Source organism: Streptomyces sp. NPDC003393, from assembly GCF_053589015.1.
Genome location: NZ_JBSFRB010000002.1, coordinates 296,257 through 310,352, shown reverse-complemented (window position 1 = coordinate 310,352; position 14,096 = coordinate 296,257). Strand labels below are relative to the sequence as shown.

General features: G+C 73.2%; 13 protein-coding genes. All 13 read right to left on the bottom strand.

Annotated elements, in window-relative coordinates:
• Positions 1-58: 58 nt before the first annotated feature.
• A complete protein-coding gene (locus ACWDUZ_RS03455; RefSeq protein WP_451630077.1) occupies positions 59-2,080 on the bottom strand; it encodes an N-acetyltransferase family protein in 2,022 nt (673 codons plus the stop codon).
• 84 nt (positions 2,081-2,164) lie between these two features.
• Entirely contained in the window at positions 2,165-2,674 is a 510-nt protein-coding gene (gene fabZ, locus ACWDUZ_RS03450; RefSeq protein WP_451630076.1) for a 3-hydroxyacyl-ACP dehydratase FabZ, read from the bottom strand.
• Between the two features lie 2 nt (positions 2,675-2,676).
• Entirely contained in the window at positions 2,677-2,967 is a 291-nt protein-coding gene (locus ACWDUZ_RS03445) for an acyl carrier protein (protein WP_358865694.1), read from the bottom strand.
• Positions 2,968-3,010: 43 nt separating this feature from the next.
• Positions 3,011-3,772: a 3-oxoacyl-ACP reductase FabG gene (gene fabG / locus ACWDUZ_RS03440; protein ID WP_451630075.1), complete on the bottom strand. Its 762-nt coding sequence runs from the start codon at positions 3,770-3,772 to the stop codon at positions 3,011-3,013.
• Positions 3,769-4,797 carry a 2,3-diaminopropionate biosynthesis protein SbnB gene (gene sbnB, locus ACWDUZ_RS03435; protein ID WP_451630074.1) on the bottom strand — a complete coding sequence of 343 codons (1,029 nt, stop codon included), beginning with the start codon at positions 4,795-4,797 and terminating at the stop codon, positions 3,769-3,771. Before sbnB ends, fabG begins: the two co-directional genes overlap by 4 nt.
• Positions 4,794-5,852 (bottom strand): 2,3-diaminopropionate biosynthesis protein SbnA, encoded by a 1,059-nt coding sequence (gene sbnA, locus ACWDUZ_RS03430; protein ID WP_451630073.1) that lies wholly within the window; start codon positions 5,850-5,852, stop codon positions 4,794-4,796. Before sbnA ends, sbnB begins: the two co-directional genes overlap by 4 nt.
• On the bottom strand, positions 5,849-8,185 hold the full coding sequence (locus tag ACWDUZ_RS03425) for a lantibiotic dehydratase (RefSeq protein WP_451630072.1): 2,337 nt from the start codon (positions 8,183-8,185) through the stop codon (positions 5,849-5,851). The genes sbnA and ACWDUZ_RS03425 overlap by 4 nt, the downstream gene beginning before the upstream one ends.
• On the bottom strand, positions 8,182-9,378 hold the full coding sequence (locus ACWDUZ_RS03420) for an aminotransferase-like domain-containing protein (RefSeq protein ID WP_451630071.1): 1,197 nt from the start codon (positions 9,376-9,378) through the stop codon (positions 8,182-8,184). Before ACWDUZ_RS03420 ends, ACWDUZ_RS03425 begins: the two co-directional genes overlap by 4 nt.
• 5 nt (positions 9,379-9,383) lie before the next feature.
• Positions 9,384-9,662 (bottom strand): acyl carrier protein, encoded by a 279-nt coding sequence (locus ACWDUZ_RS03415; protein WP_389831168.1) that lies wholly within the window; start codon positions 9,660-9,662, stop codon positions 9,384-9,386.
• Positions 9,643-11,205, bottom strand: a complete 1,563-nt coding sequence (locus tag ACWDUZ_RS03410) for a class I adenylate-forming enzyme family protein (RefSeq protein WP_451630070.1) — start codon at positions 11,203-11,205, stop codon at positions 9,643-9,645. Before ACWDUZ_RS03410 ends, ACWDUZ_RS03415 begins: the two co-directional genes overlap by 20 nt.
• Positions 11,192-12,148, bottom strand: a complete 957-nt coding sequence (locus ACWDUZ_RS03405) for an ACP S-malonyltransferase (protein WP_451630069.1) — start codon at positions 12,146-12,148, stop codon at positions 11,192-11,194. Before ACWDUZ_RS03405 ends, ACWDUZ_RS03410 begins: the two co-directional genes overlap by 14 nt.
• Positions 12,149-12,316: 168 nt before the next feature.
• Positions 12,317-13,117, bottom strand: a complete 801-nt coding sequence (locus ACWDUZ_RS03400; protein WP_451630068.1) for an ABC transporter permease — start codon at positions 13,115-13,117, stop codon at positions 12,317-12,319.
• Positions 13,114-14,076, bottom strand: a complete 963-nt coding sequence (locus tag ACWDUZ_RS03395) for an ABC transporter ATP-binding protein (RefSeq protein WP_451630067.1) — start codon at positions 14,074-14,076, stop codon at positions 13,114-13,116. Before ACWDUZ_RS03395 ends, ACWDUZ_RS03400 begins: the two co-directional genes overlap by 4 nt.
• Positions 14,077-14,096: the final 20 nt, after the last annotated feature.

The following is a 14,096-nucleotide window of genomic DNA, read 5'->3' as shown; positions in this document are numbered from 1 at the left end:
ACGAGTGGTTCCTTCCGGTGTGTGTCTCGGTTCGTGCGGTTGTCGGAGAGTGCGGTGTTCACAGGGCGGGTTCGCGGTGGACGGACAGCTGCCAGGTGTGCTCCCGGCGCGCCGGGGCCACGCAGCCGACGAGGAGGCCGGAGGGGGTGGTCCGCAGGACGATCTCCGCCTCGGCCGGGCCGGCCTCCGCGGCGTCCGCGGGCCGGCAGTGCAGCCAGCTGCCGTCGGAGAGGCGTACGGCGACCGCCGCGGCCCAGATCTGCCGGAACTCCGAGGAGTCGAGCTCCCACCGGGTGCCGGCGGAGTCGATCACCGCGGTGGTGCGGCGTGGGGTGTGCGGGGTGAGCCAGAGGACGGCCTCCTCGTGGGAGCCGGGCGCCCGGATGTCGACGCGGACCGGTTCGCCGGTGTCCTCGGGCGCGGTCAGCTCGAAGCCGATCCCCTCCCGCGGGCCGTACAGGGCGAGCGGGTGCTTCTCCTCCCAGGCGGCGGTGGAACGCACGCCCCAGCCGAGGCCGCCGGCGCGGCCGAAGCGGCTGTGCTCGGCGGTGACCCACATCCCGGCGCTCCAGCGGGGGTTGTTGCCGAACGTCCGGGTGCGCGGGAACGGGCTGCGCAGGACCTTGCTCGTGCCCTCCTTCCAGACGGTGACGCCCGCGGCGGACGCGTCGAGCTGGATCCGGCGGGGGCCCGCCACCGGTGGCACCGCCACGGGGGCGGCGCCGCGGGTGTCCCGGCGGTGGAACTGGGTGCGCAGCCGGGCCACCCCGTCCGGGCCGGCCGCCAGGCCCCGCTCCAGCAGGGTGCTGTGGATCAGCCGGACGGGTTCGCGGACCGGCACCCGGACGTCCCAGTCGACTCCGTGCCACGCCAGGTCGCCGCCCGGCGGGACGGTGTGCGCGGCGGCGACGACCTCGGAGGCGTCACGGACGCCGAGGCCGAGCCCGATCGGGCGGGCCGGGCCGCCGTCCTGGACGAAGGCGCCCTGGCGCAGTCCCACGGTCTGGAAGATCCGGCCGGGCCTGCGGGTGAAGGCGAAGTCCTGGCCGAGCACCCCGTCGGTGAGCGTGATCGTGCCGGTGACCTCGTCGTCCCCGCACCGCTCGGTGACCCGTACCCCGTGCGCGACGGGGACGAGTTCCAGGTCGCGCGGTTCGCCCTCGCGCCAGCCGGCCGGACGGTCGGCGCGGCAGCTGGGCCAGGTGGAGACGAACACCGGACCGTGGTGGCCGTCGGCCAGCACGCGCACGGTCCCGTCGTCGCCGTCGACCTCCACGGCCAGCCCGTCGGAGGCGAACCGGTAGGGCTCGGCCCGGCGCGGGGCGCGGACCCGGTAGGGGGGTTCCACGAGGCTGAGCGCGCGGCTCGTCCCGTCGGGTCCGGTGACCTCCGCCCGCCGTACGGCGCCGCGGTCGACGTCGACGCTCGCGGTGAGCCGGAACTCCCCCAGCGCCAGGCAGTAGTCGACCGTGCGGACGCCGTCGACGAGGCGGACGTCGGAGCGCAGTTCGTCGTCGCGGGACTCGGTGACGGTGGCGAAGCTGTTCAGGCCGCCGAGGGCCGCCCGGACCTCGGGGTCGAGGTCGGCGAAGACGCTGCGCAGGATCAGCGGGATGTAGTTGTGCAGTTCGACGTTGCCGTCCTCGCCGGGCACGGTCTGCCCGACGGAGACGCAGCCGACCCGCCGGTACAGGCGGAACGCCACGGTGTTGGCCGGGTTGACGGTGAGCCGCAGCACCAGGCAGCCGGACTGCACCATCCACTCCACGGCCTCGGTGAACAGCCGTCCGGTGATCACGCCGTTGCGGTAGGCCGGGGCGACGAAGAACATGTCGGCGATCAGCTCACCGGCGCGGGCGGAGCGCCGGCCGGTGTTGTGGAACAGGCCGAAGGTGCCCACCACTTTCCCGCCGTCCACCGCCACCAGGAACGTGCCGGTGTCCCGCTCGGCCAGCTCGCGCTCCAGTTCCGCGCCGGTGATGCCTCCGGCCACCGGGTTGGGGTTGTCGCGGTGGCGGTTGTAGAGCTCCGCGATGTCATGCGCGTCGCCCTGCTGGTACGGGCGGATCGTGATGGGCATACCCCACCTCCTTCTCTTCGGGTCGGATGCGTACGGGGCCCGGGGCCGGATCCGTACGCGTACGGGCTGATGCGGGTGGCGTGGCTAGCCCTTGCGGCCCGTGGTGACGATGAGCGAGCCGGCGGCCGCCAGTTCGTTGCCGACGCTCGCGCGGACCGAGACCTGGCGCAGACCGCCCAGGCGCTGGCCGAGCTTGGCGTCGAGGGTGAGCTGGTCGCCGGGGACCACCAGCCGGGAGAACTTCATCGAGCTGATCGAGCCGAGGTAGCCGACGCTCGCGGAGGGGTCGGCGTCGCCGGGCGGCTCCGGAGCTTCGATCAGCTCGGCGACGTAGACGACGGCGACCAGCTGGGCCATCGCCTCGACGATCATCACGCCGGGCATGATCGAGTGGTCGGGGTAGTGGCCGGCGAAGAACGGCTCGTTGACGGAGACGCTCTTCACTCCGCGGCCCGAGACGCCCGGCACGACGTCGTAGGCGCGGTCGATCATCAGCATCGGCCAGCGGTGCGGCAGCATCCGCTTGATGTCGTCGGAGGAGTACGCGAACTTCTTCTTCGCGCTCCTGACCGGCGCCTCGGAGGTGACGGTCATGCTCACACCTCGCGGGCTTCGACGAAGTCGACCAGGGCGTTGATGGAGCCGAAGGCCTCGAAGTCGTCGTCGCTGATCAGCACGTCGTACTCGTTGTTGACCATGACGACGATCTCCAGGGTGTCCAGGGAGTCCATCTCCAGGCCGCGGCCGAACAGCGGCTGGTTGTCGGAGACGACGGCCGGCTCCACGTCCAGGCCGAGCCGGTCGATGATCATCGACTTGACCTTCATGTTCTTCTCCAGGCGCGCCTCGGCCTGGCCGCGGATGTCCTCGAAGGTGGCGACGGACATGGTGTTCCTTTCGATGAAAGATCGGATGTGTGGTGAAAACTGGCTAGTTGGGGATCATTCCGCCGTCGACGGTGAGTACCTTGCCGGTGATGTAGGAGGCGGCGGGGCTCGCCATGAACGACACCGCCTGGGCGACCTCCGCGGGGGTGCCCGTGCGTCCCATCGGGATGGTCTGGAGGGCCTCCTTCATCTGCGCGGGCGGCACCTTCTTGACCATGTCGGTGTCGATGAAGCCGGGCGCCACGACGTTGACGCGGATGCCGCGCGGGGCGACCTCGTACGACAGGGTCTTGGCCAGCGAGATCACCCCGCCCTTGCTGGCGGCGTAGTTGGCCTGGCCGGCCCGGCCCGCGATGCCGCTGGTGGAGGCGATGAGGACGATCGCGCCGCCGCTCGCGTACATCTGCTTGGTGGCCTCGCGGGCCGTGTAGAAGGTGCCGGTCAGGTTGGTGCCGATGACCTCCTGCCACTTGGTGGCGCTCATGGCGGCCAGGTGTCCGTCGGCGGTCACCCCGGAGTTGAGGACCGCCACGTCCAGGGAGCGCCACGTGGTCCTCAGCTCCCTGTACATGGCGGCCACCTGGGCCTCGTCGGAGATGTCGGCCTTCAGCAGCAGGGCCTCGCGGCCCAGGGCGCGGATCCGCCCGGCGACCTCCTCGGCCCTGGCGGAGCTGGCGCGGTAGTTGAGGGCGACGTCGCAGCCGTGTTCGGCGAGCGCGATCGCGACGGCGGCGCCGATGCCCCGGGAGGCGCCGGTGACCAGGGCCTTGGTGCCCTCGGCGAACAGAGTTCCCGGTGCGCTCATGCCGCGCTCCCCAGCATCGCGGCGGTGACCCGGTGGCTGCCCGGGTCGAACCCGGCGGCCTCGGCCCCCAGCCCGGCCTCGGTGGCGGCCTTGAGGACGGCCTGCGCGACCGCGAGGTCCAGGACGCCCAGGCCGAACGGCGAGAAGATCACCGTGCGATCGGTGGCCGGCGGCTCGGTGCAGCCCAGCACCGAGGCGATCTCGGCGTGCACGAACTCCCGGTGGCCGACCTCCTGTTCGGCCTTGTGCAGGGAGGTCTGCTCACGGATGGCGTGCTCGATGTCGTCGACGACGTTGTAGGCGTCCAGGACCGAGCCGGTGCTCAGGTCGCGCAGGGACAGGTGGAGGACGACCTGGCCGGCGGGCCGCTCGGGGTGGTCGGCCAGGTCCAGCCAGTACGTCGAGTCGGTGGTCGCGATGGACACGGTCTCGGCGGCGAGGGCGTCGCCGACGTCCCCGGTGCGGAAGGTGATCTTCGGGTATTCGGACTCCAGTTCGGCGGCGAGGACCTCGGCACGGCCCGGTACGACGTCCTGGAGCACGACCGTCTCCAGGTCCGGATGGGTCAGGGCGAGAAAGACGAGGACCCGCTGGTTGATGGTGCCGCAGCCGATCAGGCCGGCGGTGCGTACCCGGCGCTCGCCGTGCAGGGCGCCGGCGGCGAGGGCGGCGCTCGCGGCGGTGCGGGAGGCGGAGATCTGGCTGCCCTCCAGCAGGGCCTTGGGGTAACCGGTGTTCAGGTCGTTGAGGATCTGCACCGAGGAGGCCCGCTGGAGGCCCTGCTCGACGTTGGCCGGGAAGGACGAGATCCACTTCAGTCCCATCACCGGCTCCGGGCCGCCCAGGTAGGCGGGCAGGGAGATGATGCGGGAGCCGGCGGGCCGCGGCGGGCGCAGGAAGCTGGAGAACGGCACCTGCGAATGTCCCTGTCCGTGCAGCACGTAGGCGCTGCGCACGGCGTCGAGGACGGCGGGTTCGAGACCCTTCAGGGCGGCGTTGACGTCGTCCCGTCCGAGGATCTTCACGGCTCACTCCTTTCGTGGTCGGGGTTCGGCTGAGGTCGGGGTTCCTGGAAACGTGTCTCGACCCAGGTGTCGGAGTAGATGGTGTCGAGGTAGCGGTCGCCGCCGTCCGGGAGCACCGCGACGCAGATCGCGCCCGGCTCCAGCCAGTCGGCGGCGCCCTGCAGGGCGGCGATCACGGCGCCGGAGGAGCCGCCGGCCAGGATGGACTCCTGGGCGAGCAGCCGCCGGCAGCCGCGGACGCAGTCGAGGTCGGTGACCTTCACGACCCGGTCGGCCAGGCCCGGCCGCAGCAGCGGCGGTACGACGGCCGCACCGTGCCCCGGGATGGTGCGCCGGTGCCCGCGTTCCCACGGTTCGGGCGGACCGAAGATCACGCTGCCCACCGCGTCCACGGCGACCACCCGGGTGGCCAGCCCGCTCTCCTGGATGTACTCGGCGCAGCCGCGCAGGGTGCCGGTGGTGCCGGCGGCGAGGAACAGGTAGTCGGGGCCGCCGGGCAGCGCCTCGCAGATCTCGCGCATGGTGTGGTGGTGGGCGCGGGCGTTGTACTCGTTGGCGTACTGGTTGGGCCAGTAGGCGTCCGGGACGCTCTCCAGCAGGGCCCGCACCCGGTTGATCCGGGAGGGGAGGTACTCGCCGGTGGCGGGGTCGCGGTCGACGACCTCGACCGTCGCACCGTAGGCCCGCATGATCGCGGCGTTCTGCGCGGTGGTGCGCGGGTCGACGACGCAGATCAGCCTGAGCCGGTAGAAGTTGCACAGCTGCGCGAGGGCGATGCCGAGGTTGCCCGAGGAGGACTCCACGACGGTGGAGACCCCGGGAACGAGCTTGCCGGCGTTGATGGCGTGCTCGATCATCGACTTGGCAGCGCGGTCCTTGATGGAGCCGCCCGGGTTGAAGCGCTCGCACTTGGCGTACACCTGGAACCGCGTGGGCGGGAAGAGCCGGTCGAGTGCGACGAGCGGGGTCGAGCCGATGGTGGCGACGATGTCGGGGTCCCGGGTCCGGGTGGCACCGAGCACCGGCGCCGACGCGTCGGAGGCGAGGACGGTCATTCCGGCACCTTTCTGCTGATCTGGAGCCGCAGCTCGCTGACGTAGCGCTCGCCGTCGGCGTCGGTCAGCCACGAGTCGTCCGGGGCCGGCAGCGGTTCGCTGAGAGTCACGGCGGCGTCGGGGTCGAGCCGGCGGGCGGCGCGGGCGAGGCCGGCGAAGGCGAGGACGAGGGTCGGACTGGTGAAGTCCACCAGCGACGGCTTGGTCTCCTCGGGGAACTTCACGAAGAGCAGGTCGGGCAGGCCCTGTTCGGTCACCCAGCGGCGCACCGCGAGGTAGTCGCGCGCCCGGTCGGCCTTCTCCGGCAGGGCGATCCCGGTCACCGGCAGCCGCCAGGTCTCCCGGAACAGGACCAGGTCGTCCAGGCTGACGCGCGGGGCGTGCGCCCGGTCGAGCCCGACCTTGAAGGCGTCGGCGGCGATGATGGAGACCGGCACCGCGAGCAGTTCGGCGAGCGACCAGGCACGGCCGTCGGGGGTGGTCGCGGTGACCGTGCCGTCCGTCTCGGCGAGCGCGATCGCCGCCGCCGGATCGACGCGGGTCCGGTCGTCGTACGGCGCTCGGGTGAACCCGATCAGCCGGTCCCCCGCGCCGATCGGCGCCGGCACCATCCGGCCGCTGTTGCGCTTCCACTCCACCGGCAGCAGCGGCACGAGCCGTGGGGCGTCGATCGCCGCGTTGACCTTGTCCCGCAGCGAGCCGGCGTCGGTGGTCCAGTCGAGGAAGGGCAGGTCCAGCGTGGCCAGGCAGGCGTGCAGTTCACCGAGGACGACGGTGTGCTCGCCGGCGTTGACGGCCTCCGGGGAGGACGCCACCACCTGGAGGTCCGGGCTGTGGACGGCGAGGTGCGGGGAGCGCACGGGCCCGGTGGCGAAGACCGCGCGGGCCCGCTCCTCGATGTCCGCCACCCGCAGCCGCGCCGGGACGGAGGCGTCGGCCGCCGGGTCCAGGTCGAGCACCTCCCGCCACTTCTCGGCCAGTTCGCGGGTCGCGGTGTGCACCGGGGCGGCGTCGGCGCCCCAGAACAGGCCGAGCACCTGTGTCCAGACGTCGGCCAGGGTCACGTCACCGCGGCGCTCGGCGGCCTTGCGCACGAAGCGGGCGACCTCCGCCTCCACCAGCTCGGCGAGCCGGTTGCCGAACCAGTCGGCCGCGTCCGCGACCAGGGCCAGCGGCCGGGCGACGGCGTCGAGGAAGTCCCGTCCCAGGTCCATCCGGACGTCGCGCAGCGCGTCCTGGTAGCACAGGGTGCGCCCGGCGTACGCCTTGCCCTCCTCCCGTGAGGCCTCCTGTCCGGTGGTGCGGACGAAGAAGTCGTCGAGCCGGTCCAGGGCGGTCACCAGCTGCTCCGCGCTGTCCGCGCGGTCGATGTCCTCGCGCAGCCGGTCGAGTTCGGTCAGGACCGCCTGGCAGCGGACGAACAGCTCCGGGTCGCCGATGGCGGCCACCCGGCGCCGCAGGATCTCCTCGGCGCGCACGTCGACGGGGATGTTGGCGTCCCAGGTGAGGACCCGCTGCCTCAGCAGCCGGGTGAGGACCTTCTCCACCCGTTGCCGGGCGGTCGCCGGGTCCCAGCCGGCGGTCGCGGCGAGGGCGTCGGCGATGGCCTCGCCGCCGCGGTCGCCGTCGGCCAGCCGCAGCACCTGGACGTCCTCCTCGCGCAGCCGCACCGTACGGCCGCCCTGCATGACGAGCCGGTCGCCGTCGAGGTGGACGTCGGGCCGGAGCACCGGCGGGAACCACCAGCGGGCGCCGGGCTGCGCCGTCATCCAGTCGGCGAGGGCCGCCATCGTCCAGCGTTCGAAGAACGTGCGGCTGCGCGCGGTGAGCGACGGGCCGTGATCGAGGTCGAGGGCGCGCGGCCCCCGCCCGACGGACATCCACGCCCCCGGCCCGAAGAAGCCGATGGTGTCGGCCTTGGCGCAGTACCGCAGCCAGTACATGGCCAGGGTGCGTTCGCGCTGCCGGCGCTTGGACTCCTTGCCCTTCCGGGCGGCGAGCGAGTCGAGGATCCGGTAGACGGTCCGGTTCTGCCAGGCGATGGCCGTGCGCACCCGGTCGTCGGTGGCGAGCCGGGCGAGCCGCGTGGACTCGGTCTCGGTGTCGGCGCGGTAGGCGGCGCGGAAGGCGTCCAGGGCCTCGTCGCCGCCGTCCGCCAGGGCCGCCGCGCGGGCCGCCCGCGGACCGCCGAGCAACCGCAGTCCGGAGACCGGGAAGCCCGCGCTGCGCAGCAGACCCACGCCCCACACCCGCCAGTGGCTGTCGCCCAGCCGGTACGCCGGCGCGAACGCCGACCAGTCCAGGTCCTGCCTGGTGTGCAGTGCCGTGGTCATCGGGCCGCTCCTCGCAGGGCCGGCACGGGCGCCGAGAGCGCGGCGGCCAGCCGGGACACGCCCTCGGCGATCCGCTTGCGCGGCACGTTGCTGAAGCACAGCCGCAGTCCGTCGGCGTGCTCGCCGTCGATGCCGAAGTGGCTGCCGGCCACGTAGGAGACGCCGTGTTCGGCGGCGGCCCCGGCGAAGCGGGTGGTGTCGACGCCGTCGCGGTGGCGCAGCCAGATGTAGAAGCCGCCGCCGGGCCGCTCCCACTGCCAGGGCCCGTCGGTGCCCAGCTCGGCCTCCAGGGCGTCGGCCATGAGGGCGCACCGCTCCTTGTAGCTGGCGCGGTAGGCGTCGAGCAGGTCGCCCCAGCCGGCCCTGGTGTGGAAGGCGGCGAGCGCGGCCTGGGCCAGCGCGGACGGCGACAGGGACATGATCTCGGTGGTACGGCGCAGGGTCCGCGCCAGCCGCTCGGGCGCCGCGATCCAGCCGCAGCGCAGACCCGGTGCGAACACCTTGGAGAAGGTGCCGAGGTAGACCACGCGGTCGGGGTCGAGGGCGTGCAGGGCGGTGGTGGTCGAGCCGTCGAAGGACAACAGGCCGTAGGGGTTGTCCTCGATGAGGAGGAGGTCCAGTTCGCGGGCCGCGGCGAGCAGTTCGTGCCGGCGGGCGACGGAGAGGGTGGCGCCGGTCGGGTTCTGGAAGGTGGGGTTGCAGTACAGCAGCCGTACCGTCCGGCCGGCGGCGCGCAGCCGCAGGACGGTCTCGCGCAGCGCGGCCGCGTCGAGGCCGTCGGCGTCCTCGGGGGCGGGGTGCAGGGTGAGGCCGGCGGTGCGGAAGGCCGCGGCGGCGCCCGGGTAGGCGGGGGTCTGGACGAGGACGGTCTCGCCGGGCGCCGCGACCCCGAGGCCGACGGCCATCAGGCCCATCTGGGAGCCCCCGGTGGGGACCAGCCGCTCGGCCGTGGCGGTGGTGCCCTCACGGCCCATCAGGTCGTTGATCGCCGGGACGAGGGCCCCGGCGACGTGCGGGGTGGTGTACTGCAGGGCGAGCCTGCCGCCGAGCCGGACGAGCCTCGAGAGCTGGGCGGAGATCGTCTCCAGGGGCAGCACGTCCAGGTCGGGCAGGCCGCCGGCGAACGAGATGACGTCCGCGCCCCGTTCGAACAGGCGCGGCATCTCCACCGCGGGGCGTATGTCGGTCCACATGGCGCTCAGCTCCCCGCTCTGGCCGGCAGCGCGGCGGCCAGCTGGTCCTGCACCGAGCGCCACAGGCCGGCGGAGGAGGTCAGCGAGGGGTCGCCGATCACCTCGGGGTCGATCTCGATGCCGTAGCGCTCCTCGACCGCCATCACCAGGGCGATGGTGTGCAGGGAGTCCACGCCGAGGTCCACGAGCGGGGCCTCCGGGTCGGTGACCGTCACGGCGCACACCTGCTCGACGAGCTGGTCGAACTGCGACTGGGTCGGCTGGTCAGACTGCGACTGGTTCATGGCTGGTCCTCGTCTGGGTGGGCTCTGCGATGGGAGGGGCCGGGGTGGACGGCGGGGCGGGTGGCGCGGCGTCCGCGCGGGGCGGGCCGGGCGGCTCGACCAGGAGCCGGACGGCCCCGCGGTCGGGCTTGCCGTTCTTGGTCAGGGGCACGGTGTCGATGAGGCTGATCCGGTCGGGCCTGCGGGCCCGGTCGAGCCGCAGCGCCAGGTGGGCGCGGACCTCGTCCTCGGTGAGCGTGGTGCGCACCGCCAGATGCAGCGGGCCGTCCTCCGGCTCGGGCCGCAGCGCGACCGCCGCGCTCACCCCGGGGATCCGTTCGGCGGCGTCCTCGATCTCGGTCAGGCCGAGGCGGATGCCGCGCCGTTTGATCATGTCGTCGTCGCGGCCGACGAAGTAGAGCCGGCCGTCCTCGTCGAGCCAGCCCTGATCGCCGGTGTGCAGTTCGAGCGAGCCGTCGGCGCGGCGGACGTAGCGCTGCTGCCGCTCGATCGGTACGCCCCAGTAGCCGGCCATGACGGTGGCGCCGTGGACGACGATCTCGCCGGTCCGCCGCGGGCCGAGGGTGGTGCCGTCCGGGGCGACGATGCGGACCTCGTCGCCGGGGATGGGCCGGCCGACGGAGTCGGGGTGGGCGGCGTACTCGGCGGGGTCCAGGATCGAGATGCGCTTGCACTCGGTCATGCCGTACATGGAGGCGAAGCCCGATCCGGGGAAGACGTCGAGGAGTTCGGCCATGACGGCCTTGCCCGGGCGGGCCCCGGTGTTGGTGAACAGCCGCACCTTCGTGGGCCGCCGGTGCTTGCGCTGGAGCAGGGTGAGGATCTGCGCCAGCGACGGCACCAGGGGGACGACCGTCACGCCGTGGTCCTCGATCACCCGCAACAGGCCCATGTCCCCGGCGCGTTCGGCGAGGATCAGGGTGCCGCCGGTCAGGGCGCACAGCAGCGCCTGGTAGAGGCCGTAGTCGAAGGAGAGCGGCAGCCGGCACAGCACCACGTCGTCGGCGCGGTAGCCGAGGCAGGCGTTGATGGACTCCAGCGAGGCGAGCATCTGCCGGTGCGGGCAGACGACGCCCTTGGGGCGGCCGGTGGTGCCGGAGGTGTAGATCAGCATGGCCACCGCGTCGTCGGCGACCTCCGCGGTGAAGTCGTCGGCCGGGGTCCGCTGGATCTCCTGCCAGGCACGGGCGGGTTCGGCGGTGCGCGGGGCACGGGCCCCGGCATCGGGCGGGCAGATCGCCAGGGCGGCGGAGCAGTCGTCGACGATGTGGGCGAGCTGGGTGTCCGTCAGGTCGGGGTGGACGGGGACGAAGACCGCGCCGATGCGCAGGGTGGCGTGGAAGAGGGCGAGGAAGGAGCGGTCGTTGCGGCCGGCGTGGACGACGCGGTCGCCGGCGGTGACGCCCCGGCCGCGCAGCCAGCCGACGGCCCGGTCCACGGCCGCGCCCAGTCCGGCGTAGTCCAGGGGACCCTCGCAGTCGATGACGGCCGGGTGGTCGCCGCGGTCGGCGCGGCGCTGGGCGAGCAGGTCAGACAGCGGCATGGACGGGCACCTCCTTCGGTGCGGCGGACGCGAGGGCGTCGAGGCGGGCCTGCGCCTTGCCGATGTCCCGGGCGGTGTTGAGCGGCAGGACGGCGAGTTCGGGGTGCCGGCGGCGCAGGATGTTGGTGAGGGTCTTGGCGGGCGGCAGGGACACGGTCAGCGCGGGTGCCAGCCGGGCCAGGCCCGCCAGGCACAGGTCCCAGCGCACGGGCCGTACGACCTGGTCGACCAGGCGCCGGCGGATCACCTCGGGTGTGGCGAGCACCTCGCCGTCGGCGTTGGAGAGCAGCAGGCCGTGGGGCCGGGTGAAGTCGGTGGCCTCGACGGCGGCGGCGAAGGTCCGGCGTGCCGACTCCATGTACGGGGTGTGGAAGGCGCCGGCGACCGCCAGCGGTTTGACGGTGGCTCCGGGCGGCGGCGCGGCGGCCAGCCGCGCCAGGTCCTCCTGGAGGCCGGCCGCGACGATCTGGCCGGGGCCGTTGAACGTGGCGGCGGTCAGGCCGAGTTCGCCGATCCTGGCGAGCACCGCCGTCTCCTCGCCGCCGACCACGGCCGCCATCGAGGTGGGCGCCTCGGCGCAGGCGGCGGCCATGGCGCGGCCGCGGACGGCGGCGAGCCGTACGGCGTCGGCGGGTGTGAGGACGCCGGCGTGGGCGGCGGCGGTCAGTTCGCCGACGGAGTGGCCGGCCACCACCGCGGTCTGCGCGGCCGTCGCCGGGGCGAGTGCCTCGTGCATCAGCAGGCCCTGGGCGACCAGCAGGGGCTGGGTGTGCTCGGTCCGGGCGATGGTCGCGGCCGGGGCCTTGGTGCCCAGGTGGGCCAGGTCCACGTCCGCGGCCTCGGACCAGACCCTGACGCGCTCGGCGTACACCGGGTCGCGCAGCCAGCCGGCCAGCATGCCGGGGGTCTGGGAACCCTGGCCCGGCGCAATAATTGCGAACATTTGTTCTATCCCCCTTTCGTGTCGGGTACCTGTCGCGCGGCGCTGACGCGGTGGCGGCCGGTACGGCGGTGCGGTGCGGACCGTGGAGGGAGGGGCGCTGCGTGGGGAGCCCCGGCCTTGGACGGGAAGATGTGCGGGAAGGTGGGCGGAAGGGCGGGCGTGCCGGCCCTAGCTGCGACCCGTGCTCTCGGCGAAGCGGCGGATCGCCAGGAAGGAGAAGCCCGCGAACCAGGCGACGATGTTGATCACGGCGCCGGCCAGGCTGGAGTGCTCGCCGCTGAAGGTGTAGCCGTCGGTGAGCCAGTAGCGGGCCAGGGTGGAGACGCCGTACATCGGGGTGTACCGGGAGATCTCCAGCATGGTGCCGCTGAGCGGGATGAACAGGTTGCCGAGGAAGGCCAGCGCGGTCATGGTCAGGCCCGGCATGTGCATCACCACCTCGGGCTTCATGACCAGGCCCATCGCGATGCCGAGCGCGGCGAACACCGCGGCCCCCAGCCAGGCGACGAGCAGGGAGGTCACCCACACCTCGGTGGTGGTGTGCGCCCCGGTCAGGGCACCGAGGACACCGACGATGGCGACCGGCACGGCGGCCATCACGACCGAGCAGACCACCTTGACCAGCAGATAGCCGGGCGGGGCCAGCGGGCTCAGTGCGATGGTGCGCATCCAGCCGGCCGACCGCTCCACGGAGATGGTGGCCGCGGAGCTGGTGGCGGCCATGGCGGCGCCGTACACCGCAAGGCCGATCATCATCCAGGCGGCGAAGTTGCCGTGCGGCAGCGTCCCGTGGGCGGGGGCGGTGCGGAACAGGGCGAGGTAGAGGACCGCCGGGAGCAGCAACGTGAAGATCGTGGTCTGGCGGTTGAAGCGGCGGCGCAGTTCGTAGCGGACGAACGTCGGGTTGACGCCGCTGAACGGCGACGTGCGTGCGCGGGCGACGGCGGCCGGCGCGGTGGCGGTGGTCATCGTGAGGCCTCCCGGGAGTCGCGGCCCTGGTGGGTGATGGCCATGAAGGCCTCCTCCAGGCTGCGCGGGGTGACCTCGATCTCGGTGGCCGAGGTCTGGGTGACCAGCACGCGCAGCAGGGCGTCGGAGTCGGTGGCGTCGAAGTGGTGGCGCTCGCCGCGGACCGCGCAGGAGCGGACGGCGGGCGAGGCCGCGACCGTCTGTGCCTCACGCGGGCCGATCAGGCAGGAGACGGTGCGTCCGCTCAGCGAGGCGCGAATGGACGAGGCGGAGCCGTCGGCGACGACCCGCCCCTGGTCGATCATCACCACCCGGTCGGCGAACTGGTCGGCCTCCTCCATGTAGTGGGTGGCGAACATGACGGTCATGCCGCGCCGGGCGTCCTCACGGACGGTGGCCCAGAACTCCCGGCGGGCGACGACGTCCATGCCGGCGGTCGGCTCGTCCAGCACCAGGAAGTCCGGGTCCGACAGCAACGCGACCGCGAACCGCAGCCGCTGCTGCTCGCCCCCGGAGCACTCGGCGACCCGCCGGTGGCGCAGTGCCGTGATCCCGGCCCGCGCCATGACGTGCTCGGCGTCGGCGCCCGGGTGCAGGGAGCCGAGCATCCGCACGGTCGCCTCGACGGTCAGGTCGGGCAGCAGCCCGCCGGACTGGAGCACGGCGGCGACCCGCCCGGCGCGCACCGCCTGCCGCGGCGCCTGCCCGAACAGCTCGACGTGACCGGAGTCGGGCCGGGTGAGGCCCAGCAGCATGTCGATGGTGGTCGTCTTGCCGGCGCCGTTCGGCCCGAGGAACGCCACCACCTCACCGCGACGGATCCGCAGGTCAAGCGCGTCGACGGCGGTGAACTCCTCGCCCTTGGCGTTGGTGAAGCGCTTGACGACCGTGCTGAGCACGGCGGCATCCGGGGACTTCACCTCCCTGGCTGCCGGACGGGGACGGGTTTCGATACTCATGTCAGTCCTCACCGTTTCGG

What these genes read in the sequence shown, in the direction of transcription:
- ACWDUZ_RS03455 (WP_451630077.1), bottom strand. Translation starts at nt 2,080, where the DNA reads ATGCCCATCACGATCCGCCCGTACCAGCAGGGCGACGCGCATGACATC.
- fabZ (WP_451630076.1), bottom strand. Translation starts at nt 2,674, where the DNA reads ATGACCGTCACCTCCGAGGCGCCGGTCAGGAGCGCGAAGAAGAAGTTC.
- ACWDUZ_RS03445 (WP_358865694.1), bottom strand. Translation starts at nt 2,967, where the DNA reads ATGTCCGTCGCCACCTTCGAGGACATCCGCGGCCAGGCCGAGGCGCGC.
- fabG (WP_451630075.1), bottom strand. Translation starts at nt 3,772, where the DNA reads ATGAGCGCACCGGGAACTCTGTTCGCCGAGGGCACCAAGGCCCTGGTC.
- sbnA (WP_451630073.1), bottom strand. Translation starts at nt 5,852, where the DNA reads ATGACCGTCCTCGCCTCCGACGCGTCGGCGCCGGTGCTCGGTGCCACC.
- ACWDUZ_RS03425 (WP_451630072.1), bottom strand. Translation starts at nt 8,185, where the DNA reads ATGACCACGGCACTGCACACCAGGCAGGACCTGGACTGGTCGGCGTTC.
- ACWDUZ_RS03420 (WP_451630071.1), bottom strand. Translation starts at nt 9,378, where the DNA reads ATGTGGACCGACATACGCCCCGCGGTGGAGATGCCGCGCCTGTTCGAA.
- ACWDUZ_RS03415 (WP_389831168.1), bottom strand. Translation starts at nt 9,662, where the DNA reads ATGAACCAGTCGCAGTCTGACCAGCCGACCCAGTCGCAGTTCGACCAG.
- ACWDUZ_RS03410 (WP_451630070.1), bottom strand. Translation starts at nt 11,205, where the DNA reads ATGCCGCTGTCTGACCTGCTCGCCCAGCGCCGCGCCGACCGCGGCGAC.
- ACWDUZ_RS03405 (WP_451630069.1), bottom strand. Translation starts at nt 12,148, where the DNA reads ATGTTCGCAATTATTGCGCCGGGCCAGGGTTCCCAGACCCCCGGCATG.
- ACWDUZ_RS03400 (WP_451630068.1), bottom strand. Translation starts at nt 13,117, where the DNA reads ATGACCACCGCCACCGCGCCGGCCGCCGTCGCCCGCGCACGCACGTCG.
- ACWDUZ_RS03395 (WP_451630067.1), bottom strand. Translation starts at nt 14,076, where the DNA reads ATGAGTATCGAAACCCGTCCCCGTCCGGCAGCCAGGGAGGTGAAGTCC.